Here is a 15,966-nt window from a genome sequence, read left to right on the forward strand (position 1 = left end):
TTCATTGCATCGGAACCAGTCAATGACTCAGCGCAACTCACTCATTAAATCAATGAAATCTGCTAAACATTGCAATGCCGCGCCATTAGCAATTACTTCGGCGGCGCACTTGACCCCCTCGGCAAGAGTATTGGCGCGGCCGGCCGCGTAAATAGCAGCGCCGGCGTTGAGGATCACGCTGTCCCGCGCTGCGCCCGGCACGTTGCTCAACGCGGCGCGCACCATTGCCAAACTGTCTTCCGGCCCCGCGACTTGAATGGCTGACAACGGGGCGCGGCTGAGGCCGAAATCTTCCGGTGCGACGCTGTAACTGGTGATCTGTCCATCGCGCAATTCGGCGATGTCGGTGCGGTCGCCGATGCTGATTTCGTCTAACCCGTCGCGGGCGTGGACGACGAGGACGTGCTGCGCGCCGAGTCGTTGTAACACTTCCGCCAGCGGCACTCGCCAGTGGTCGGCAAACACGCCTAGCAGTTGATTGGGAACGCCGGCCGGGTTGGTTAGCGGCCCTAAGATGTTGAATAATGTGCGAATTCCGACTTCACGGCGCGGGCCGATGGCGTGTTTCATCGCGGGGTGATGGGCGGGGGCGAACATGAAACCGACGCCGACGCGGCGGACACAGTGCGCGATCTGTTCGGGCGTTAAATCCAAGCGGACGCCCGCCAATTCCAGCACATCCGCGCTGCCGGAGCGTGACGATACCGAGCGATTGCCGTGTTTGGCGACGCGACACCCCGCCGCCGCCGCGACAAACATGCTGGCGCTGGAGATGTTGAACGTGCCGCTGGCGTCGCCACCGGTGCCGACTATGTCCACAGTGTGTGTTAAATCGCCGAGGTCAACGCCGAGTGCCAATTCGCGCATGACGCTGGCGGCGGCGGCGATTTCGGTCACGGTTTCGCCCTTGAGCCGCAGCGCGACTAATAACGCGGCAATTTGCGCGGATGTGGCGGCGCCGCTCATCATGGCGCGCATGACGCTGGTCATTTGTTCGGTGTTTAAATCCTGCCCGTCAACGACGTGGGCAATGGCGTGTTTAATATCCACAAGTCAACCTCTTAATGATTATGCGGCGCGGTGCCATGAAAACTAGCATATCTGCAATAATCGTGATATTCAACACATTAATCATCTCGCACTGCTGTCATCATACCAAACGTGATTCATCAATATTATCAAATTCATCATTAAATTGACGCAACCTTTATTGACATTGGGGGCAACATGTTTTACGCGAAACTGTCTTTATTTGCCTGGTTACTTTTCAATTTACAATTCAGTCATGCCGGCTGTTCGGGCTGCTGTTCTAGTCATGAAGGTATTGGCGAAGGCTGCGCGGAGAATGACCGTATCTATTGCGGAGATGGTTCAATTAGTCCATCGTGTCCCTGCGAATGTAGGGACACCGATACTACGACCATCGTTAATACCATCATTGATAATAGCGTTAATGATAATTCAACCTCGCTCGGCGCCGCAATAGTTGAAACAGATGCGATTGAAGATGACACCGCCGTTGCACCACGCGAATACACTATTCAATACGGCAAGGTCACAGCAGTCACGGATGGCGACACCATTAAAATCACAGCACTTGACGGATCAACCTATACCATCAGATTAGCCGAAATTGATGCGCCCGAATCCTGCCAACGCTTTGGCTTTGATGCCAAACAATCATTAACTGATTTGCTGTTAAATAAATACGTCACCGTCATGGAAGAAGACATTGATCGCTATGGTCGCGTAGTCGCCCACATCACAGGAGATTTTTTTATTGGCAGTGCTAGTGAATATCAATTAGAACACGGCCTGGCGTGGGTGTATGATGATTATGCGACTGATTCATCGCTCGATGTATTAGAACAGATTGCGCATGATGCGCAACTTGGATTATGGGCAGATAATACGCCCATGCCGCCCTGGGAATGGCGCCGCGGTGAATATGACTGCGTGTCCCAGCGTGATTCATTTGCTTGGCAAGTGGCTGAATTATACGTCGCCACCTTAGGTTACGCCCCAGATAATGAAGGGTTGCAGTATTGGATTGATGAATTGCAAAACGGCAATTGGACGCAAGCAACCGTCGCCCAAAGTTTTTTTGATAATCCCACTGTGCAAGCCATGTATCCATCCAATGATAATAGCGCGTTAATTGATGCCTTGTATTTAAATATCTTTAATCGCTTCGCCGATACCGAAGGACACGCTTATTGGTTGACAGAATTAGACAGCGGCAATATTCAACGCAATCAAATGGTGATTGCATTATTAAACGGTTGCTGGACAAATCCCGACGCGGCCGATGATTTAAAACGCTTTCAATTGCAAGTCGAGGTGGCATTGGCATTTGCCGGTTATCAAGATCGCAACGGCATTGTATTCCGTGCGCTTCACGCTGACGATCAGTTGTTATTGCGTCAAGCCGGCACCGATGTATTAGAAAGCATCACGACCGATACCGACACCAAATATAGTGCCATTGATGCGATTCCCGCATTACTCGGCGGCTTGATTGATTAATGCTGGAATGATTCGCATGAAAGTTCCCACGCTAGAACATGAGAACGCCCATGCGCCCCGTTTATTTTCTATCTACAAATGGCAGTTCAACCTGCGTCAAGACATCCAAATCGCGCAATTCAGCAGCGCGCTCAGGTGAATAACCCAGCGCCTCGTAATTCATAATCCCATTCAACGCATGACAGTCTTTACATTCCCGCCCGCGCCCCTGAATTCCATGATTCACCATGAGCGTTCCCATTTGACGCATCCAGTGCGCTTCCACTCGTTTTAATTCACCATTCACCAGCGGATAATTCGGTTGCCAGCCGTCCATGACGCCAAAATACGCCATAAACTCATCCATCATGTAAAGTTTAAATGGCAATTGATACATGCGCTGCACAATCGGGTCTTGCAAGGCTTTTTTCACCGCCGCTTTAGGATCGCCCGTTTCATAATAGCTGGCATAATCAAATGGCAAGATCATCGCGCCAAAGGGACCTTGATTACCCATGTCTTCATACATCATCGCATTAAATAACTTGAACGGATAAATGCGACTTTCACCTTGATTCATCACACTGCGTAAATTGGCTTCAATCATCGCCTGCCGCTTGGCTAATAATTCGGGAGATAATTGTGAGAGCGGATCGGTTGCGGTGCGAACATATTGCTCAACGTCAATCTCAGGATACTGGCGTTTTAATTCCTGTGCTTTAGCGCGAATTGCCGCAATAGCACCTGCATCATCAATGCGCACCATTTGCTGCATGAGCGGATTATAATTCAAGTTATGATTTGGATGATTACCCAACGCATTCGCTAAAAAAGTGCCATTGCCATTAAACCATAGGAATGTAAACCCCGTGCCAACGGCGCCGGAACGATAGACATCCGTTGGTTGAAAAACCCCCTCTTCTGCATTCCAAGTGGGATGCACCCAATCGCGCAACACAACGTTGTTCTCTTCCAGTTGTTTAATATGACAGGTCTCACACGCCAGCCGCGTAATGTGACCGTTCAATAGCGCTTTATCTTTAGAATGATTATGCGGCAATTGCGAATGACACTGCTCACAGGACACTTCTTTATTGGGTAAATCATTCGCCACTAAATCAACGCCGAGCCGCCCACGCGGGATTTTATGCCCCTCGGGAATATGGCAATCGGTGCATTGAATTCCTGCCGTCGCGTGACGATCATCTTCGGGGCTAAACGGATTACCGCGTTTTGCTCCATGATGTAATAAACGCCGATGTTTTTCACCCAAATTCTGCGCCGCTTGATTATGAATATAGGCATCACCACCCATATTATGTTGATGACAACGCAAGCAATTGTCATTAGTCACGGGTGCCACACTTAATGCCGCCTGCAAACTCCGATCTTGATTCCAACGCAAGCCGTATTCATCCTGAATGACATAGCGTTGATTCATATCATAATTAGCTGCATGGCAAATTAAACAATCCAACCCGGCCTTGGCTTCATTTGGCACATCACCAATTGGCATCATCTTTTCGGTGGCCGGTTGATAATTCCCGCCAATATGACATTGACCGCACCCTTCACTGCGTATTTCAATTGCACCCTGTGCATTGTCCGGGCGACTTTTCACTAATGCCGCCCACCCCGTCCAAGTGAAACTCCCGGGAATACCGCAGGCGCGATCTATTTTGCCAACGGGAATACGGCGCTGGCCAGAATTGACTGCCCGTCCATCATACCCATAGGTCGAAAACCCGCTCGACGTGCTTTGAAATTTGAAATGCACCGAATTAACAATGTCATCCAGTGTATTCACTGTTTCAATTCGCCCATCGGAGTGCGTCACTTGCAAAGTTGCATGACACCCTAAACAGGTTTTCGGGCCGTCATAACGACGAATTCCCGCTTGGCGAAAGTATTTAATATGCGTCGGTTCGGTGTCACGCACAAAGGACGCAGTGTTCATTAACATTTCAATTTTCACTTGACGTGCAAATGGGTCTTGATCGGTGGCAACAATTGCCGCGGCCTTTTGATAACGCGCTTGATGACTGAGATCACGCGCTAATAACTCGAACGCCTGCGGCGTCACGGTTTGACTATTGGCATAGGTCAGGGGCGCATTGGTTTTGCCAACATAAGCATCAAATAACGGTGGATAAAACAGGCGATAAGCAATGAATACTATTAACAAAATACCGCTAATAATCAACAGGCGTCGCTGTGCAAGATGCGATAATAACGGTTTCACCGGAGCGGGGTCATTCATTGCATTAACTCCTTTGATCCGCAGTTTTGGGCGGGATAGTTTCGGCCGCATGATCGAATGAGCGTTCTAATGGTGGCGTGAATGGATGCCAGCCGGTAATCATTGCCCGCAAATTGCTTGTCAGGGTATCGCCAGTGGTAATGATGTAGCTATGCACTAATAAAAACAGGGCTAATCCGTAAGCAACGGTTAAATGAATCATCGCCACAAACCACACGCTGCCGATACCAAACAGCGTGTCGGGTAAAAAAGTTGAAAATAAAAACGCCCAGCCGCTCATCACCAATATTGGCATTAAACCATACATCACGCCAAGATAACTCAATTGCTGCAAGGTGTTCAATTTCATATCAGCCGTGACATGAAATGGATGCGGTGCATTATGAAAAATGCCATACCCATAATAACGCATTTGCGCGAATAATCGCTGCGGTAAGCCGCGCCAGGTCACGCGATAATGCCGTTTATTGGTTGTCACGGCATTTCCAATCATAAACCCAAGCCAGGTCACGCTGAGTAAAATACCGGCGGTATTATGCACCGTGACGGCGGTATTAAATGGCATGAGCAGGGCGCTGCCACCGAAGTGCATACTGACGCCCGACACAATTAACACCATAAATAATAACGCATTTAACCAGTGCCATACACGCAGCCAGCGTGCATAAAGATACAGTCCTGTCATCATTGCGATCCTCTCGATAACTGTTGAGCAGCGCGATAGCGTCCCCAGCCGTGGCCAATTAAAACCAATGCCGTCAGCGCAATCATCAGTAACCCAATAAAATCAATGATCGGGCTGCGGCTCATGCCAATAATGTAGGCATCATTAAACACGGCTTTGGCAATAAAACCCGTGCGCGCCACGTCTTCTTGAGAACGGTATTGATACAGCCGGGTTAATAACTGTGCATCCTGTGAATGGCAATTAACACAATCCACTTTGCTATCAGCAGCGGCTAAAATCTGGTGTGACACTGGCTGTCCAGTGGTGGATAAGGGCGTATGACATTCTAAACAGCGCACCGCTTGCCAATGTTTATCACGGCGCGGTAGCCACGCATGAGTTGTTTCTAATGAATCAAAGCGTTGTTCATGGCAACTTAAACAAATCGCATTATCATCCCTGACCACCTGAGCGAGCGGTTTACCGATTTGTGAGCGTTGAAATTGATGCGGATTATGACAGGAATGGCAATTAAAATCCTGTGCATCAGGTTCATCTGACGTGGCATGAACACTGCGTTTAAATTCCTGTTCAATCGTGGTAAATTGGTATTGACGCGGCGGCTGATGATTCGATTGATGCTGCGCTTGTTTTTTACCGTCTTCATGGCATTTAACGCAATGCAAGGGCGCTCGCGCTCGCTCAGAATGCGGATAGCGTTGATAATGCTGTTCATGGCACTCACGGCAATTGAGTTGACCATGTACCGAGTGTTCAAACCCGCTTGGATCAATGACCAGCGTAATGATTTTTTTACTCAGCGGATCACGATACGCCAGCGTTTTCATAGCGTGACAGCGTAAACAAGCGCGATGATCCTCTGGCGGTTTCATTGCCGAATGTGCTTGATTCGTCACCGCTGTAATGGGCGTGGTGAATAAAAACAGCGCCAGCATCATTAACCCGCTCGTCCAATGCCAATCTGATTGAAGGCAATGCGCAAGCCGACCGCAGCGAATGATGACAGCGTGATGATGATGTGCAGACAAATGGCGCCTCCTAATCAAAATGGGGGGTTGACATCTCAATGAAAAATGTCTATCTTTTAATCATCAAATGCGCATCAACTCCCGCGCCGTGATAATTAAACGACGGATTGCTTCACGCAACCAACGCTGTGTATGCTAGTATCGGTTAGCAAGCAATAGCATACATCTATTTTATTGGTCATTACATCATGCCAGCACCCCTCACTGCCGCCGTGTTACGCCGTCAAGCCGCCACCGACACCATTTACAGCATCGCCATCAATCACGCCGGGCAGCAATTAGCCACCGGCAGTTGGGATCAACACGTCGCCCTGTGGGATGTCAACAGCGGCGCGGAATTATGGCGCATCAATGCCCAAGTCGGGCGGGTGTATTCGGTCGCCTTCAGCCCCGACGATCAATTATTGGCGTGGGCGGGGACGGACGGCAGTGTGCATGTGTATAACATCGCCAGCGGCGCGGTGCAGTGGCAGCAATCCGGCCACTCCGCGCTGGTTTATCAGGTCGCGTTCAGCGCCGACGGGCGGCATCTTGCCTCGGGCAGCGAGGACGGCAGTTTTTGCATTTGGGAAGTCGCCAGCGGTCAACGCCTGCACCACGTCGTCGGACATTCCGTGTACGTTCAAGCAGTTGCGTTCAGTCCCGACGGGCAGGTACTCGCCACCGGCAGCCGCGACTGCACGCTCGCGCTGTGGGATGTGAGCAGCGGCGCGGAGTTGGCGCGGATTGATGTCGTCACCAACGGCATCAACAGTATGGTGTACCATCCCGACGGCCGCCACCTGCTACTCAGTAACGTGGACGGCTCGGTCGGGCTGTGGGATGTCAGCGCGGGGCAATTGGTGCGCGAAATGACCGGCCACCGCTACCCGTCGTGGTCGGCAATTTACAGCCCCGATTTGCGCACCATCGCCTCGGGCAGCGCCGACAAAACCATCCTGTTTTGGGATGCCGACACGGGCGACAAACGCAGTATGTTAGAAGGTCACGACAAGGATGTGTACGCGCTGGCCTACAGTCCCGACGGGCGGATTTTGTACTCGGGCAGCGCGGATGGCACGATCCGAGCGTGGCCGTTGGCAGTCCCGGCGGCAGATTGGCAACCCGTCGCGGCGGCGTGGCAGGCGCACGAAGTCGAAGATCAAGCCAAACGCGACGCGGCGGCGGCGAATAAACTCACCGCGGCGGCTAAACCGCGTGGCATGTTGGGGCGGTTATTTGGCGGGCGTTAATTGCCAGGTTCATTGGTTTCATTCGCAGCGGGCGAGTGATCTGCCTTGTCCGTCGTCCCGCCACCAATGCGAGTTTCTTTTCCCGCCAATAAATTGCTGATATTGCTGCGGTGGCGCCAGAATAAAACGCCGGTAATGATTAACTGCATTCCAATCAAGGCCGGCTCATCAACAATTAACCACACCAACACCGGCGCCATTGCCATTGAAAACAGTGCCGCGACCGATGAGATTTTTAATACCTTCGCAATAAATAACCAGAGCGCGCCGACACTCGCGCCGACCGCCCAATGCAATCCCAATTGCACACCCAACGCCGTCGCCACTCCTTTCCCGCCTTTGAAATTGAAAAAGATTGGATATAAATGCCCCAAAAAGGCGGCAATGCCAATCGCGGCTAATAACTGCGGCGTCACTTGCAAATAACTGCCAATTAACATTGGCAATACACCTTTCAAACTATCGCCTAATAACGTGATGGCGGCGGCGACCTTGCCAATTGTCCCACCAACGCGCAAAACATTGGTGGCGCCGGGATTGTGTGAGCCGTGTGTGCGCGGATCAGGTAAGCCCATGATGCGGCAGACTAAAATGGCGCTGGAAATAGAGCCAAGCAAATAGGCGGCGGCAATTAAACCAGTCCCAAATAAAAGGGCGTGATCTATCATTCTGCAATACTCGGTGGTGTCTGATTGGGTAATTGTTCAGTTGGAAGTGCGATGTCAGGTGGCGCCGGTTCTTCATGCGCGGAACTGATTAACGGTGGCTCGCTCACTAATGATTCGACGCGAAACCATTGCCAACTGCCATCAATGAGCGTCACTTGATCGGGTGCAAATGCGGCAATTAACGTTGTCCAGGGAAGTAATGCAAAACGCTCACCAGTGGTTGTCGGTAATAATACATCTGCTGTCACGCCGGTCAAGGGTTCAGCCCAAATGCGCACGTCGGGATTTAAATGATAGGCAATGGAAATGACCTCGCCAACGCTCACCCCCGCCGAATTGCTGATAAATAATAGAGATGCAGGGTGTGCGTTAATTAAATTGGCGACGTGGCGATTATTTTCACTGTAATTTTTATTCCACCAGGTCGGTGTGTGGTCAATCACCACGAGCGATACAATGCCGGCTGCAATTAATAAACTGAATACAACCCGCGCTCGGGCGGGCGTTAATAATAGCGGTTTAATTGCAGACTGTGTCGCAGGTATTAACGCTATTCCCACTGTCCAGGCAATCATACATTGCACCGCTAAAACGGCCGGCAGTGCGTAGCGCATTTGTAATGACCGCATTCCGCCAAATAATAAATCAGGAATTAACACGACACCAATAAAACAGACGGCGAATAATGGGAATAACCAGACTGCTGGACGTGGGGCGTGGCGTACATACACACCAATTGCCAGCGCCATTGGTAATAGCAAAACCAATAACCAGGTCGGTAAACTCGGATCAAAATCTATGAATGCGCGTATAAAATGTGCGCCCCACGCTTGAAAAGTCATTGATACGGAAACCGTCGTACTCATCCAGGATGTGTAGCTGGTTAATAATTGTTGATGATGAAAAATGACCGCCAGCCAGGGGGTGAAAAGCAGCGTTGCTACAGCAATGGCAAGTAGCCATGAACGTATGACGGTGCGTGACTGTTTCCATTCAACACGGGTCATGTATAGGTACAGCAATCCATAACAAGCGTGAATACAAACCGTCAGTGCGGATAAGAGATGTGTATAAAAACTGAGCAGCATTAAGCCGCTATACAGCCACCACCAGCGGTGGTTTTGACTGCGCAAAGCGCGGAGAAAAGCGGCGGTGCTAACTAATAACAACAGCAGCCAGAGCGTGTATTGACGGGCTTCGTGCGCGAATAAAACATAGAGTGGTGAAACAGCAATGAGCGCGGCAGCGACCCATGCAACCGGCCAGTTTTTTTCAGTCCGCCCGAATAATTCGCGCATTAACCAGAATACCGCTGGTGGTAATAATGCGGACATGAGCGCTGCCACGGCGCGTAATCCAACCACTGGTTCAAGCGGGAATATTAGAATTAAACGCCCGAATAGATAATACAGCGGGCCATGTTCGGGATGGCCGATGAGTGCGCGAAATGTATCAATCCAACCATGCGCACCGTCGAAGTGTTGAAAGCGTAATATTTGCTCAGGTGTTAATAATTGACCAACGAAAATATAATTGAAAATTTCGTCAATTGAATAGCCAAGTACTCGTATGATGCTATAGACTTCGTCATGCCAAACTAATAAATGATCTAAATGCACGAAGCGCCACAGGCTGGCGAGGGTAATGAGAACTACCGCGCTCCATAATAGCGTTGTAATAGACCAACGCGCTGGATTAAATAAGACGGTGAATGAACGAGGCATATGGGACATGGAGGCGTCCTAATAATAGTAGTTAATCGTTCCCACGCTGAAGCGTGGGAACGTGATATTTTCAAGAATCAATCGGTTAAAATTAAAAACTGAAGTCAGCTTTTTATTATCATTCTGTTGTTACTGCAACATTTGAATAATTGATTAGCATCAAGTATGATGCTGCTTAAACTATAACTATTTGATTTTCAAAAAAGAGTGCGTTCCCACGCTGAAGCGTGGAAACGATCAGTTAATCCACGTTAGAACAATTCTATTAAGGTTTTGGTAAGGTTACACCGCGCTGTCCTTGATATTTACCATCCCGATCTAAATAAGAACATTCGCACACTTCATCGGCTTCTAAAAATAAAATCTGCGCCACACCTTCATTGGCATAAATCTTAGCGGGTAAAGGCGTGGTATTAGAAAACTCCAATGTGACATGCCCTTCCCATTCTGGTTCTAATGGCGTTACATTCACTATGATGCCGCAGCGGGCATACGTCGAATTATGCACAACCATGTCATTCGCAATAAAATTGTGTACAGCGGGGATATTCAAATCAAATACTTCTTTATCACCAATCAATTGAATATCCACGACGACATCCCATACGGGTCCGTTCATTAACGTGGTCAGCGCGTCATAGTGCTTGGCAATGGCAACACGATTTGCTGCGGTATAAGACAATGATTGTTTTGGATGAGAACGCACACCCAATTGATGCAAACCAGTGTGCGCGTGTGCAACTGCCGCAATCATTAAAGACCACGCCGCCGGTGGCAAGGTATCAAAATTACTCCGCAAGCGTTGTGGTGCGACTTGAATAATTGGCAAAATCTCCTTTTCTAAACGACATTGTTTAATAGAATCTGGCCAAAAACCAATCTCGGTTGCAAAGCGTTGTATTTGTTCGCGGTCAGTGATTTGAATATGATAAGCATCAGTACCAATAGCGGTTGTTTTATGCCGAATAAGTGATAACACGCCAAAGCGTAATAATAAATGATGCACATCTTCAATAAGGCGTCGTGATTTAGAATAGTACTCGAGGTAAAACGCATCCTGAGTACAATACACACCACCATCACCCGAAAATAGCGCCTGTAAAAATAAACGAGTCGTCTGTTTGGGTGACATGAAAATGGCTTGCGGCACGAATTTGCTTTCAGCCGTGACATTTAATTGATATTGCGTCAACCATTGATACGCACGATTGCATTTTGCAATACCACCGCGTCCCGCTTTATTGACTAAACGATAACCGTCGCGCCCTTTATCCGTGACGGTACCGAGTTGTCCATCGTGAACACACTGTTTTAATAACGCCACTAATACCGGATCACTATTCGTAAAGGTCGGGCTATGCTGCGGCGTATGAGATTGACCCTCCGCAATCATTAACCCCAATAAAATGGCTTCCCAATCGGGCAGCGGCGTTTTGCCAAATACTGGGATTTCCCGCGCTACCGCAATGCGATCGCCAATGTTTAATTGACTTAATGCAGTCCAACCGTGCAATTGCCGAAATGGATGATTGGCGGTGGCCTGTATTTTTAATCCCGTTTTAGTGGTGAGTTCATAAACGGGTTTAACTCCTTGCGATAACAACGCACCAATTTTGACTGGTTTTAATTGCCAATCCTGCATTCCCAACGTCGTGCGGCCGAATGCAAAAGCGGTAATGGGTAAATACGCCCCAGTGTCAGCATCCACCACCCGCGTCTCCGCTGTTAAACATTTCCCCAAACAAATTGTTAATACGTTACGCGGAATACGCAAATACTCCACCGTGCGCGCCAATGCAAATGAATTGGGTGGGATAATACACACATCGGATTGTAAATCTACAAAACTTTTAGCATCAAACGCTTTGGGATCCACAATAGCCGAATTGATATTCGTAAAGATTTTGAATTCATCTGCACAGCGCACATCATAGCCATAACTCGACGTGCCATAGGAAATGATGCGCTCGCCAGCGCTATTCACGCGCACCTGTTGCGGTGCAAACGGTTCAATCATGCGCTGCGCCTGCGCCATTGCCCGAATCCAGCGATCTGATTTGAGCGCCATGACAATTTATCCAATCGGTGAGTGCAGTTTAATACGCTGGCTATTGCAAACCAGCGTATTTTTTAATGATGTGGTGAATTAATCTGCTGTTGCAGTCGGCAACCAAACAGTGCTGCCGGCGGGAATTGCTGTGCGTCCAGTGCGAATTGGATCAAGCCAGGCGAGGTTATAATCAATTAATACAGATGCCGGCACTTGATAACGCTGTGTTAATTCACTCATGAAGGTGCGTGAGGTTAAACGCACTGGTCGGACTGACAATGGTGGTTGGCGATGAAGTGCGCCACGAAAATAGCGTTCTGCGTGAGTAGCGACGTGACGCGCCGCCAGAAATTCGGCATAAAAATTACGCGAAGCAAAGCCAAAAGCACGACCATCGTATTCCTGTACAATTCGCGCAATGTCATTCCCGAATTGAGATTGAGCGCGTTTCATGCCGCCAATACCGTGATTATAAGACGTCAGTGCCAACGGCCAATAACCCAATTTGGCATACGCATTCCCCAAGTATTGAGTTGCCGCGCCTGCCGCAATGACCGGATCCAAGCGTTCATCAATTAAACTATTAACCGTCATGTATTGCGCACCAGTTGAACGCATGAATTGCCAAATACCCGCCGCGCCAACGGTAGAACGCGCATTCGTTTGAAATGATGATTCAACATGCGGTAAATACGCAAGGTCTTCTGGTAAGCCTTTTGCGCGAAATGCGGCGCGAATAGCAGGTTCATAACGCCCGCTAATTTCTACACCGCGTTGAAATCGCTCACGCAATCCACGTTGACTGCGGACGCGCTGCGCCGCACCATTTAATGCTGCAATACCACCAGAACTAGCAATCAATCGCTGTTTTAATGCTTCTTGTTCACGAGTTAATGGAACTTTTTGCTGGAGACGTGTCTGCAAACTTTGCAATTGTGTTTGCCAATGCGCTTTTGTCGCTGCTATTAATTCTTTTTGCGGCGATGTATAGCTATCTTGAATTGGAGGGGGTAGCGTTAATACCTGATAAATCAAATCAAGATAACGGTCATCGTGAATTGCCACCTGTGCCCGCCCCCAACGTGCATAGACATTGCGCCAAAAATCTACATTCGGTTTTAATCCCGCTGGTAACGGAAATAGCGCTGAATCATCATACAAAATGCTTTCCGCCCGCTGGTGTTGGGCAGCACAACCTCCAAGTAAAATGAACAAACCACAACTCAGTACCAGTACTGAAAAAAATAAAGGTTGTCGCATAATTATTTATCCAATAGTTTAATTAAAATTGCAGTAGTTGCATGATACAACAGCACTAGCGTTAATAACGGCGGTTAAGAAATTATTGAATTAACCGCGTTCAATTGTCCAACTAGCTGTACTCTAAATTGCATCTTGGCGAAATATCGAATTGCATCTCGACCACGCGCATCTGTTCGATGGTAACGTTTAATCAATTGCCATTTATCTTTTGTCAATACGGAATGGTTGTCTAAACAAAGCAAATACGCCGGATTAATTCCGCCTAGTGCCATTACTAATACTACGCCTTTTCTATTCCCATGCGACAAATACTTTGTTCGTAATGACTAATCCGCGACTTGGATAATGACGGTATCCGCTTTACTAATTCAGCCAAACGATAGCCCAGAGATTGACGTATTTGCCAGCCGATGTATTGGGATGACTATCTTTTTTTTGTTTGCATCGCATGGACATTGAATAATAACGAGTGCAAACATATTGAAAGTAAACAGCGTAACTGGCGCACATGACCATTTGGCGCAATCTAGCGTACACGTTTTGCGTGATTAGTCAAGTATCAATACATGTAAAATAGATAATAGCAAACATTGCCAGATATTTTCCACTTCTTTTATTCACCGGCGTTTTGCAGGCGTCATTTATCTAATCACTGCAACGGGAATACAAATAATGAATACCACTGTTTTACCATCGTTATTTTCTTATCGGAAATTTTGGGCGCATAAACTTGGTATTGCTCCCGAGTTGCCCAGTACACGAGCGGAAATGGATGCCCTCGGTTGGGACTGTTGCGACGTAATTTTAATTACTGGTGACGCCTATATTGATCACCCATCATTTGGCATGGCATTGATTGGACGTTTATTAGAAGCACAAGGTTTTCGTGTCGGTATTATAGCACAACCGGACTGGCGTTCATTAGATTCATTTACCGCACTTGGCGTCCCTAGTTTATTCTTCGGCATTACTGCTGGCAATATGGATTCGTTAGTCAATCATTATACAGCGGATCGCAAACCACGCTCAGATGACGCCTATACCCCCGGTGGAATTGCTGGCAAACGCCCTGACCGCGCTGTAATTGTTTATTCACACTGCGTCCGTGCTGCGTTCAAACAGGTGCCAATTGTCATTGGTGGAATTGAGGCTTCATTACGGCGCTTGGCACACTATGATTATTGGTCAGATCAAGTGCGGCGATCAATTCTATTTGATGCTAAAGCCGATTTATTATTATACGGCAATGCCGAACGTGCTATAGTTGCTTTAGCGCACCGATTAGCACGCGGTGAACCAATTCAAAGCATCCATGATTTGCGTGGCACCGCGTTTATAATACCCACATATCAATCAATACCGGCGAATAGCATGCAATTAGCCGCATTTGAACAAGTGCGCGATGATCGTTGGCAATATGCAAATGCAGCACGGCAATTACATCACGAGTTAAATCCGCATAATGCACGCATTTTAATTCAACCACACGGTGGGTGCAGCGTCTGGGTTAATCCACCACCATTGCCATTAACAACGGCTGAATTAGATCAGGTGTATGAATTACCTTATAGCCGCCGCCCGCATAGTCAATACGGTAATCAATCCATTCCGGCGTGGGAAATGATTCGGTTTTCTACTGCAATTGTGCGTGGCTGTTTTGGCGGTTGTAGCTTCTGTTCAATTACCGCACACGAGGGACGCATTACTCAAAGTCGTTCTGTGCCATCCATTCTGCGCGAATTAGCTAACATCCGCGACCGTACACCTGGGTTTACCGGTGTTATTTCTGATCTTGGCGGGCCGACGGCGAATATGTGGCAATTAACATGCAAAGACCCGCAAATTGAAGCGCGCTGCCGCCGCCTATCGTGTTTATATCCAACTATTTGCCCACGTTTAAATACCAATCATGCGCCTTTAATTGACCTGTACCGCCAAGCGCGGGCAGTGCCGGGAATTAAACGGGTGTTTATTGCGTCAGGAGTACGCTATGATTTAGCTCTAAAATCAACTGTTTATATTAAAGAGTTGGCAACGTATCACGTTGGCGGTTATTTAAAAATTGCACCTGAACATACTGAATTTCGGCCACTGGAGTTAATGCTTAAACCGGGCATTCGTACCTACGAACAATTTAAACAGTTATTTGATCGTTATAGCCAAACGGCGGGCAAGAAACAATACGTCATTCCCTATTTTATTGCTGCACATCCCGGCAGTCGTGATGAAGATATGCTGCAATTGGCATTATGGTTAAAACAGCAGAACTTGCGCTTAGATCAGGTGCAAAGTTTTTTACCAACGCCAATGGCATTAGCGACGGCGATGTATTACACGGGATTGAATCCATTAAAAACACTCACTCCTCATGCCGAATCAGTATTTGTGGTGCGTGATGCAAAACAGCGGCGATTGCAAAAAGCCTTTTTACGCTACCATGATCCAGTGAATTGGCCAATGTTACGCGCCGCTTTGCATCGCCTCGGGCGCAGTGATTTAATTGGCCATAATAAAAAACGTCATTTAATTCCCCGTGCATGACGTGCGG

Annotated in this window: 11 protein-coding genes and 1 pseudogene; 3 read left to right on the top strand and 9 right to left on the bottom strand. The window is 48.2% G+C overall.

What is annotated here, in order from left to right:
* Window positions 1-27: 27 nt before the first annotated feature.
* Window positions 28-1,050 carry an anthranilate phosphoribosyltransferase gene (gene trpD / locus HUK38_RS07790; protein WP_182583765.1) on the bottom strand — a complete coding sequence of 341 codons (1,023 nt, stop codon included), beginning with the start codon at window positions 1,048-1,050 and terminating at the stop codon, window positions 28-30.
* A 177-nt stretch (window positions 1,051-1,227) separates the two neighbouring features.
* On the opposite strand from trpD, the gene HUK38_RS07795 reads away from it, so the two are divergent.
* Window positions 1,228-2,526, top strand: a complete 1,299-nt coding sequence (locus tag HUK38_RS07795; protein WP_182583766.1) for a DUF4214 domain-containing protein — start codon at window positions 1,228-1,230, stop codon at window positions 2,524-2,526.
* Window positions 2,527-2,587: 61 nt separating this feature from the next.
* Here HUK38_RS07795 and HUK38_RS07800 read toward each other — a convergent pair whose 3' ends face one another.
* From HUK38_RS07800 to HUK38_RS07810, 3 genes are read right to left on the bottom strand one after another with little or no spacing between them, the layout of a single operon-like run.
* Window positions 2,588-4,765 (bottom strand): multiheme c-type cytochrome, encoded by a 2,178-nt coding sequence (locus HUK38_RS07800; RefSeq protein WP_182583767.1) that lies wholly within the window; start codon window positions 4,763-4,765, stop codon window positions 2,588-2,590.
* 4 nt (window positions 4,766-4,769) lie between these two features.
* On the bottom strand, window positions 4,770-5,450 hold the full coding sequence (locus tag HUK38_RS07805) for a cytochrome b/b6 domain-containing protein (protein WP_182583768.1): 681 nt from the start codon (window positions 5,448-5,450) through the stop codon (window positions 4,770-4,772).
* On the bottom strand, window positions 5,450-6,481 hold the full coding sequence (locus HUK38_RS07810) for a cytochrome c3 family protein (RefSeq protein ID WP_238787529.1): 1,032 nt from the start codon (window positions 6,479-6,481) through the stop codon (window positions 5,450-5,452). The genes HUK38_RS07805 and HUK38_RS07810 overlap by 1 nt, the downstream gene beginning before the upstream one ends.
* 188 nt (window positions 6,482-6,669) lie before the next feature.
* Between HUK38_RS07810 and HUK38_RS07815 the strand changes: the two genes are divergently transcribed.
* Window positions 6,670-7,713: a WD40 repeat domain-containing protein gene (locus tag HUK38_RS07815; RefSeq protein ID WP_182583769.1), complete on the top strand. Its 1,044-nt coding sequence runs from the start codon at window positions 6,670-6,672 to the stop codon at window positions 7,711-7,713.
* Here HUK38_RS07815 and plsY read toward each other — a convergent pair.
* From plsY to HUK38_RS07840, 5 genes and pseudogenes are all read right to left on the bottom strand, one after another.
* Window positions 7,710-8,381 carry a glycerol-3-phosphate 1-O-acyltransferase PlsY gene (gene plsY / locus HUK38_RS07820; protein WP_182583770.1) on the bottom strand — a complete coding sequence of 224 codons (672 nt, stop codon included), beginning with the start codon at window positions 8,379-8,381 and terminating at the stop codon, window positions 7,710-7,712. The two genes, HUK38_RS07815 and plsY, sit on opposite strands and share 4 nt — an antisense overlap.
* Window positions 8,378-10,114: a glycosyltransferase family 39 protein gene (locus HUK38_RS07825; RefSeq protein ID WP_182583771.1), complete on the bottom strand. Its 1,737-nt coding sequence runs from the start codon at window positions 10,112-10,114 to the stop codon at window positions 8,378-8,380. The genes plsY and HUK38_RS07825 overlap by 4 nt, the downstream gene beginning before the upstream one ends.
* 256 nt (window positions 10,115-10,370) lie before the next feature.
* On the bottom strand, window positions 10,371-11,747 hold the full coding sequence (locus HUK38_RS07830; RefSeq protein WP_182583813.1) for an LAGLIDADG family homing endonuclease: 1,377 nt from the start codon (window positions 11,745-11,747) through the stop codon (window positions 10,371-10,373).
* A 147-nt stretch (window positions 11,748-11,894) separates the two neighbouring features.
* A pseudogene (locus tag HUK38_RS07835) lies at window positions 11,895-12,173 on the bottom strand (dCTP deaminase); the annotation flags it as partial.
* 78 nt (window positions 12,174-12,251) lie between these two features.
* Window positions 12,252-13,415, bottom strand: coding sequence for a lytic transglycosylase domain-containing protein (locus HUK38_RS07840; RefSeq protein ID WP_182583772.1), 1,164 nt, complete (start codon window positions 13,413-13,415; stop codon window positions 12,252-12,254).
* A gap of 675 nt (window positions 13,416-14,090) precedes the next feature.
* Between HUK38_RS07840 and HUK38_RS07845 the strand changes: the two genes are divergently transcribed.
* Window positions 14,091-15,959 carry a YgiQ family radical SAM protein gene (locus HUK38_RS07845; RefSeq protein WP_182583773.1) on the top strand — a complete coding sequence of 623 codons (1,869 nt, stop codon included), beginning with the start codon at window positions 14,091-14,093 and terminating at the stop codon, window positions 15,957-15,959.
* Window positions 15,960-15,966 lie beyond the last annotated feature (7 nt).

Source organism: Thiospirillum jenense (genome assembly GCF_014145225.1).
GTDB lineage: Bacteria > Pseudomonadota > Gammaproteobacteria > Chromatiales > Chromatiaceae > Thiospirillum > Thiospirillum jenense.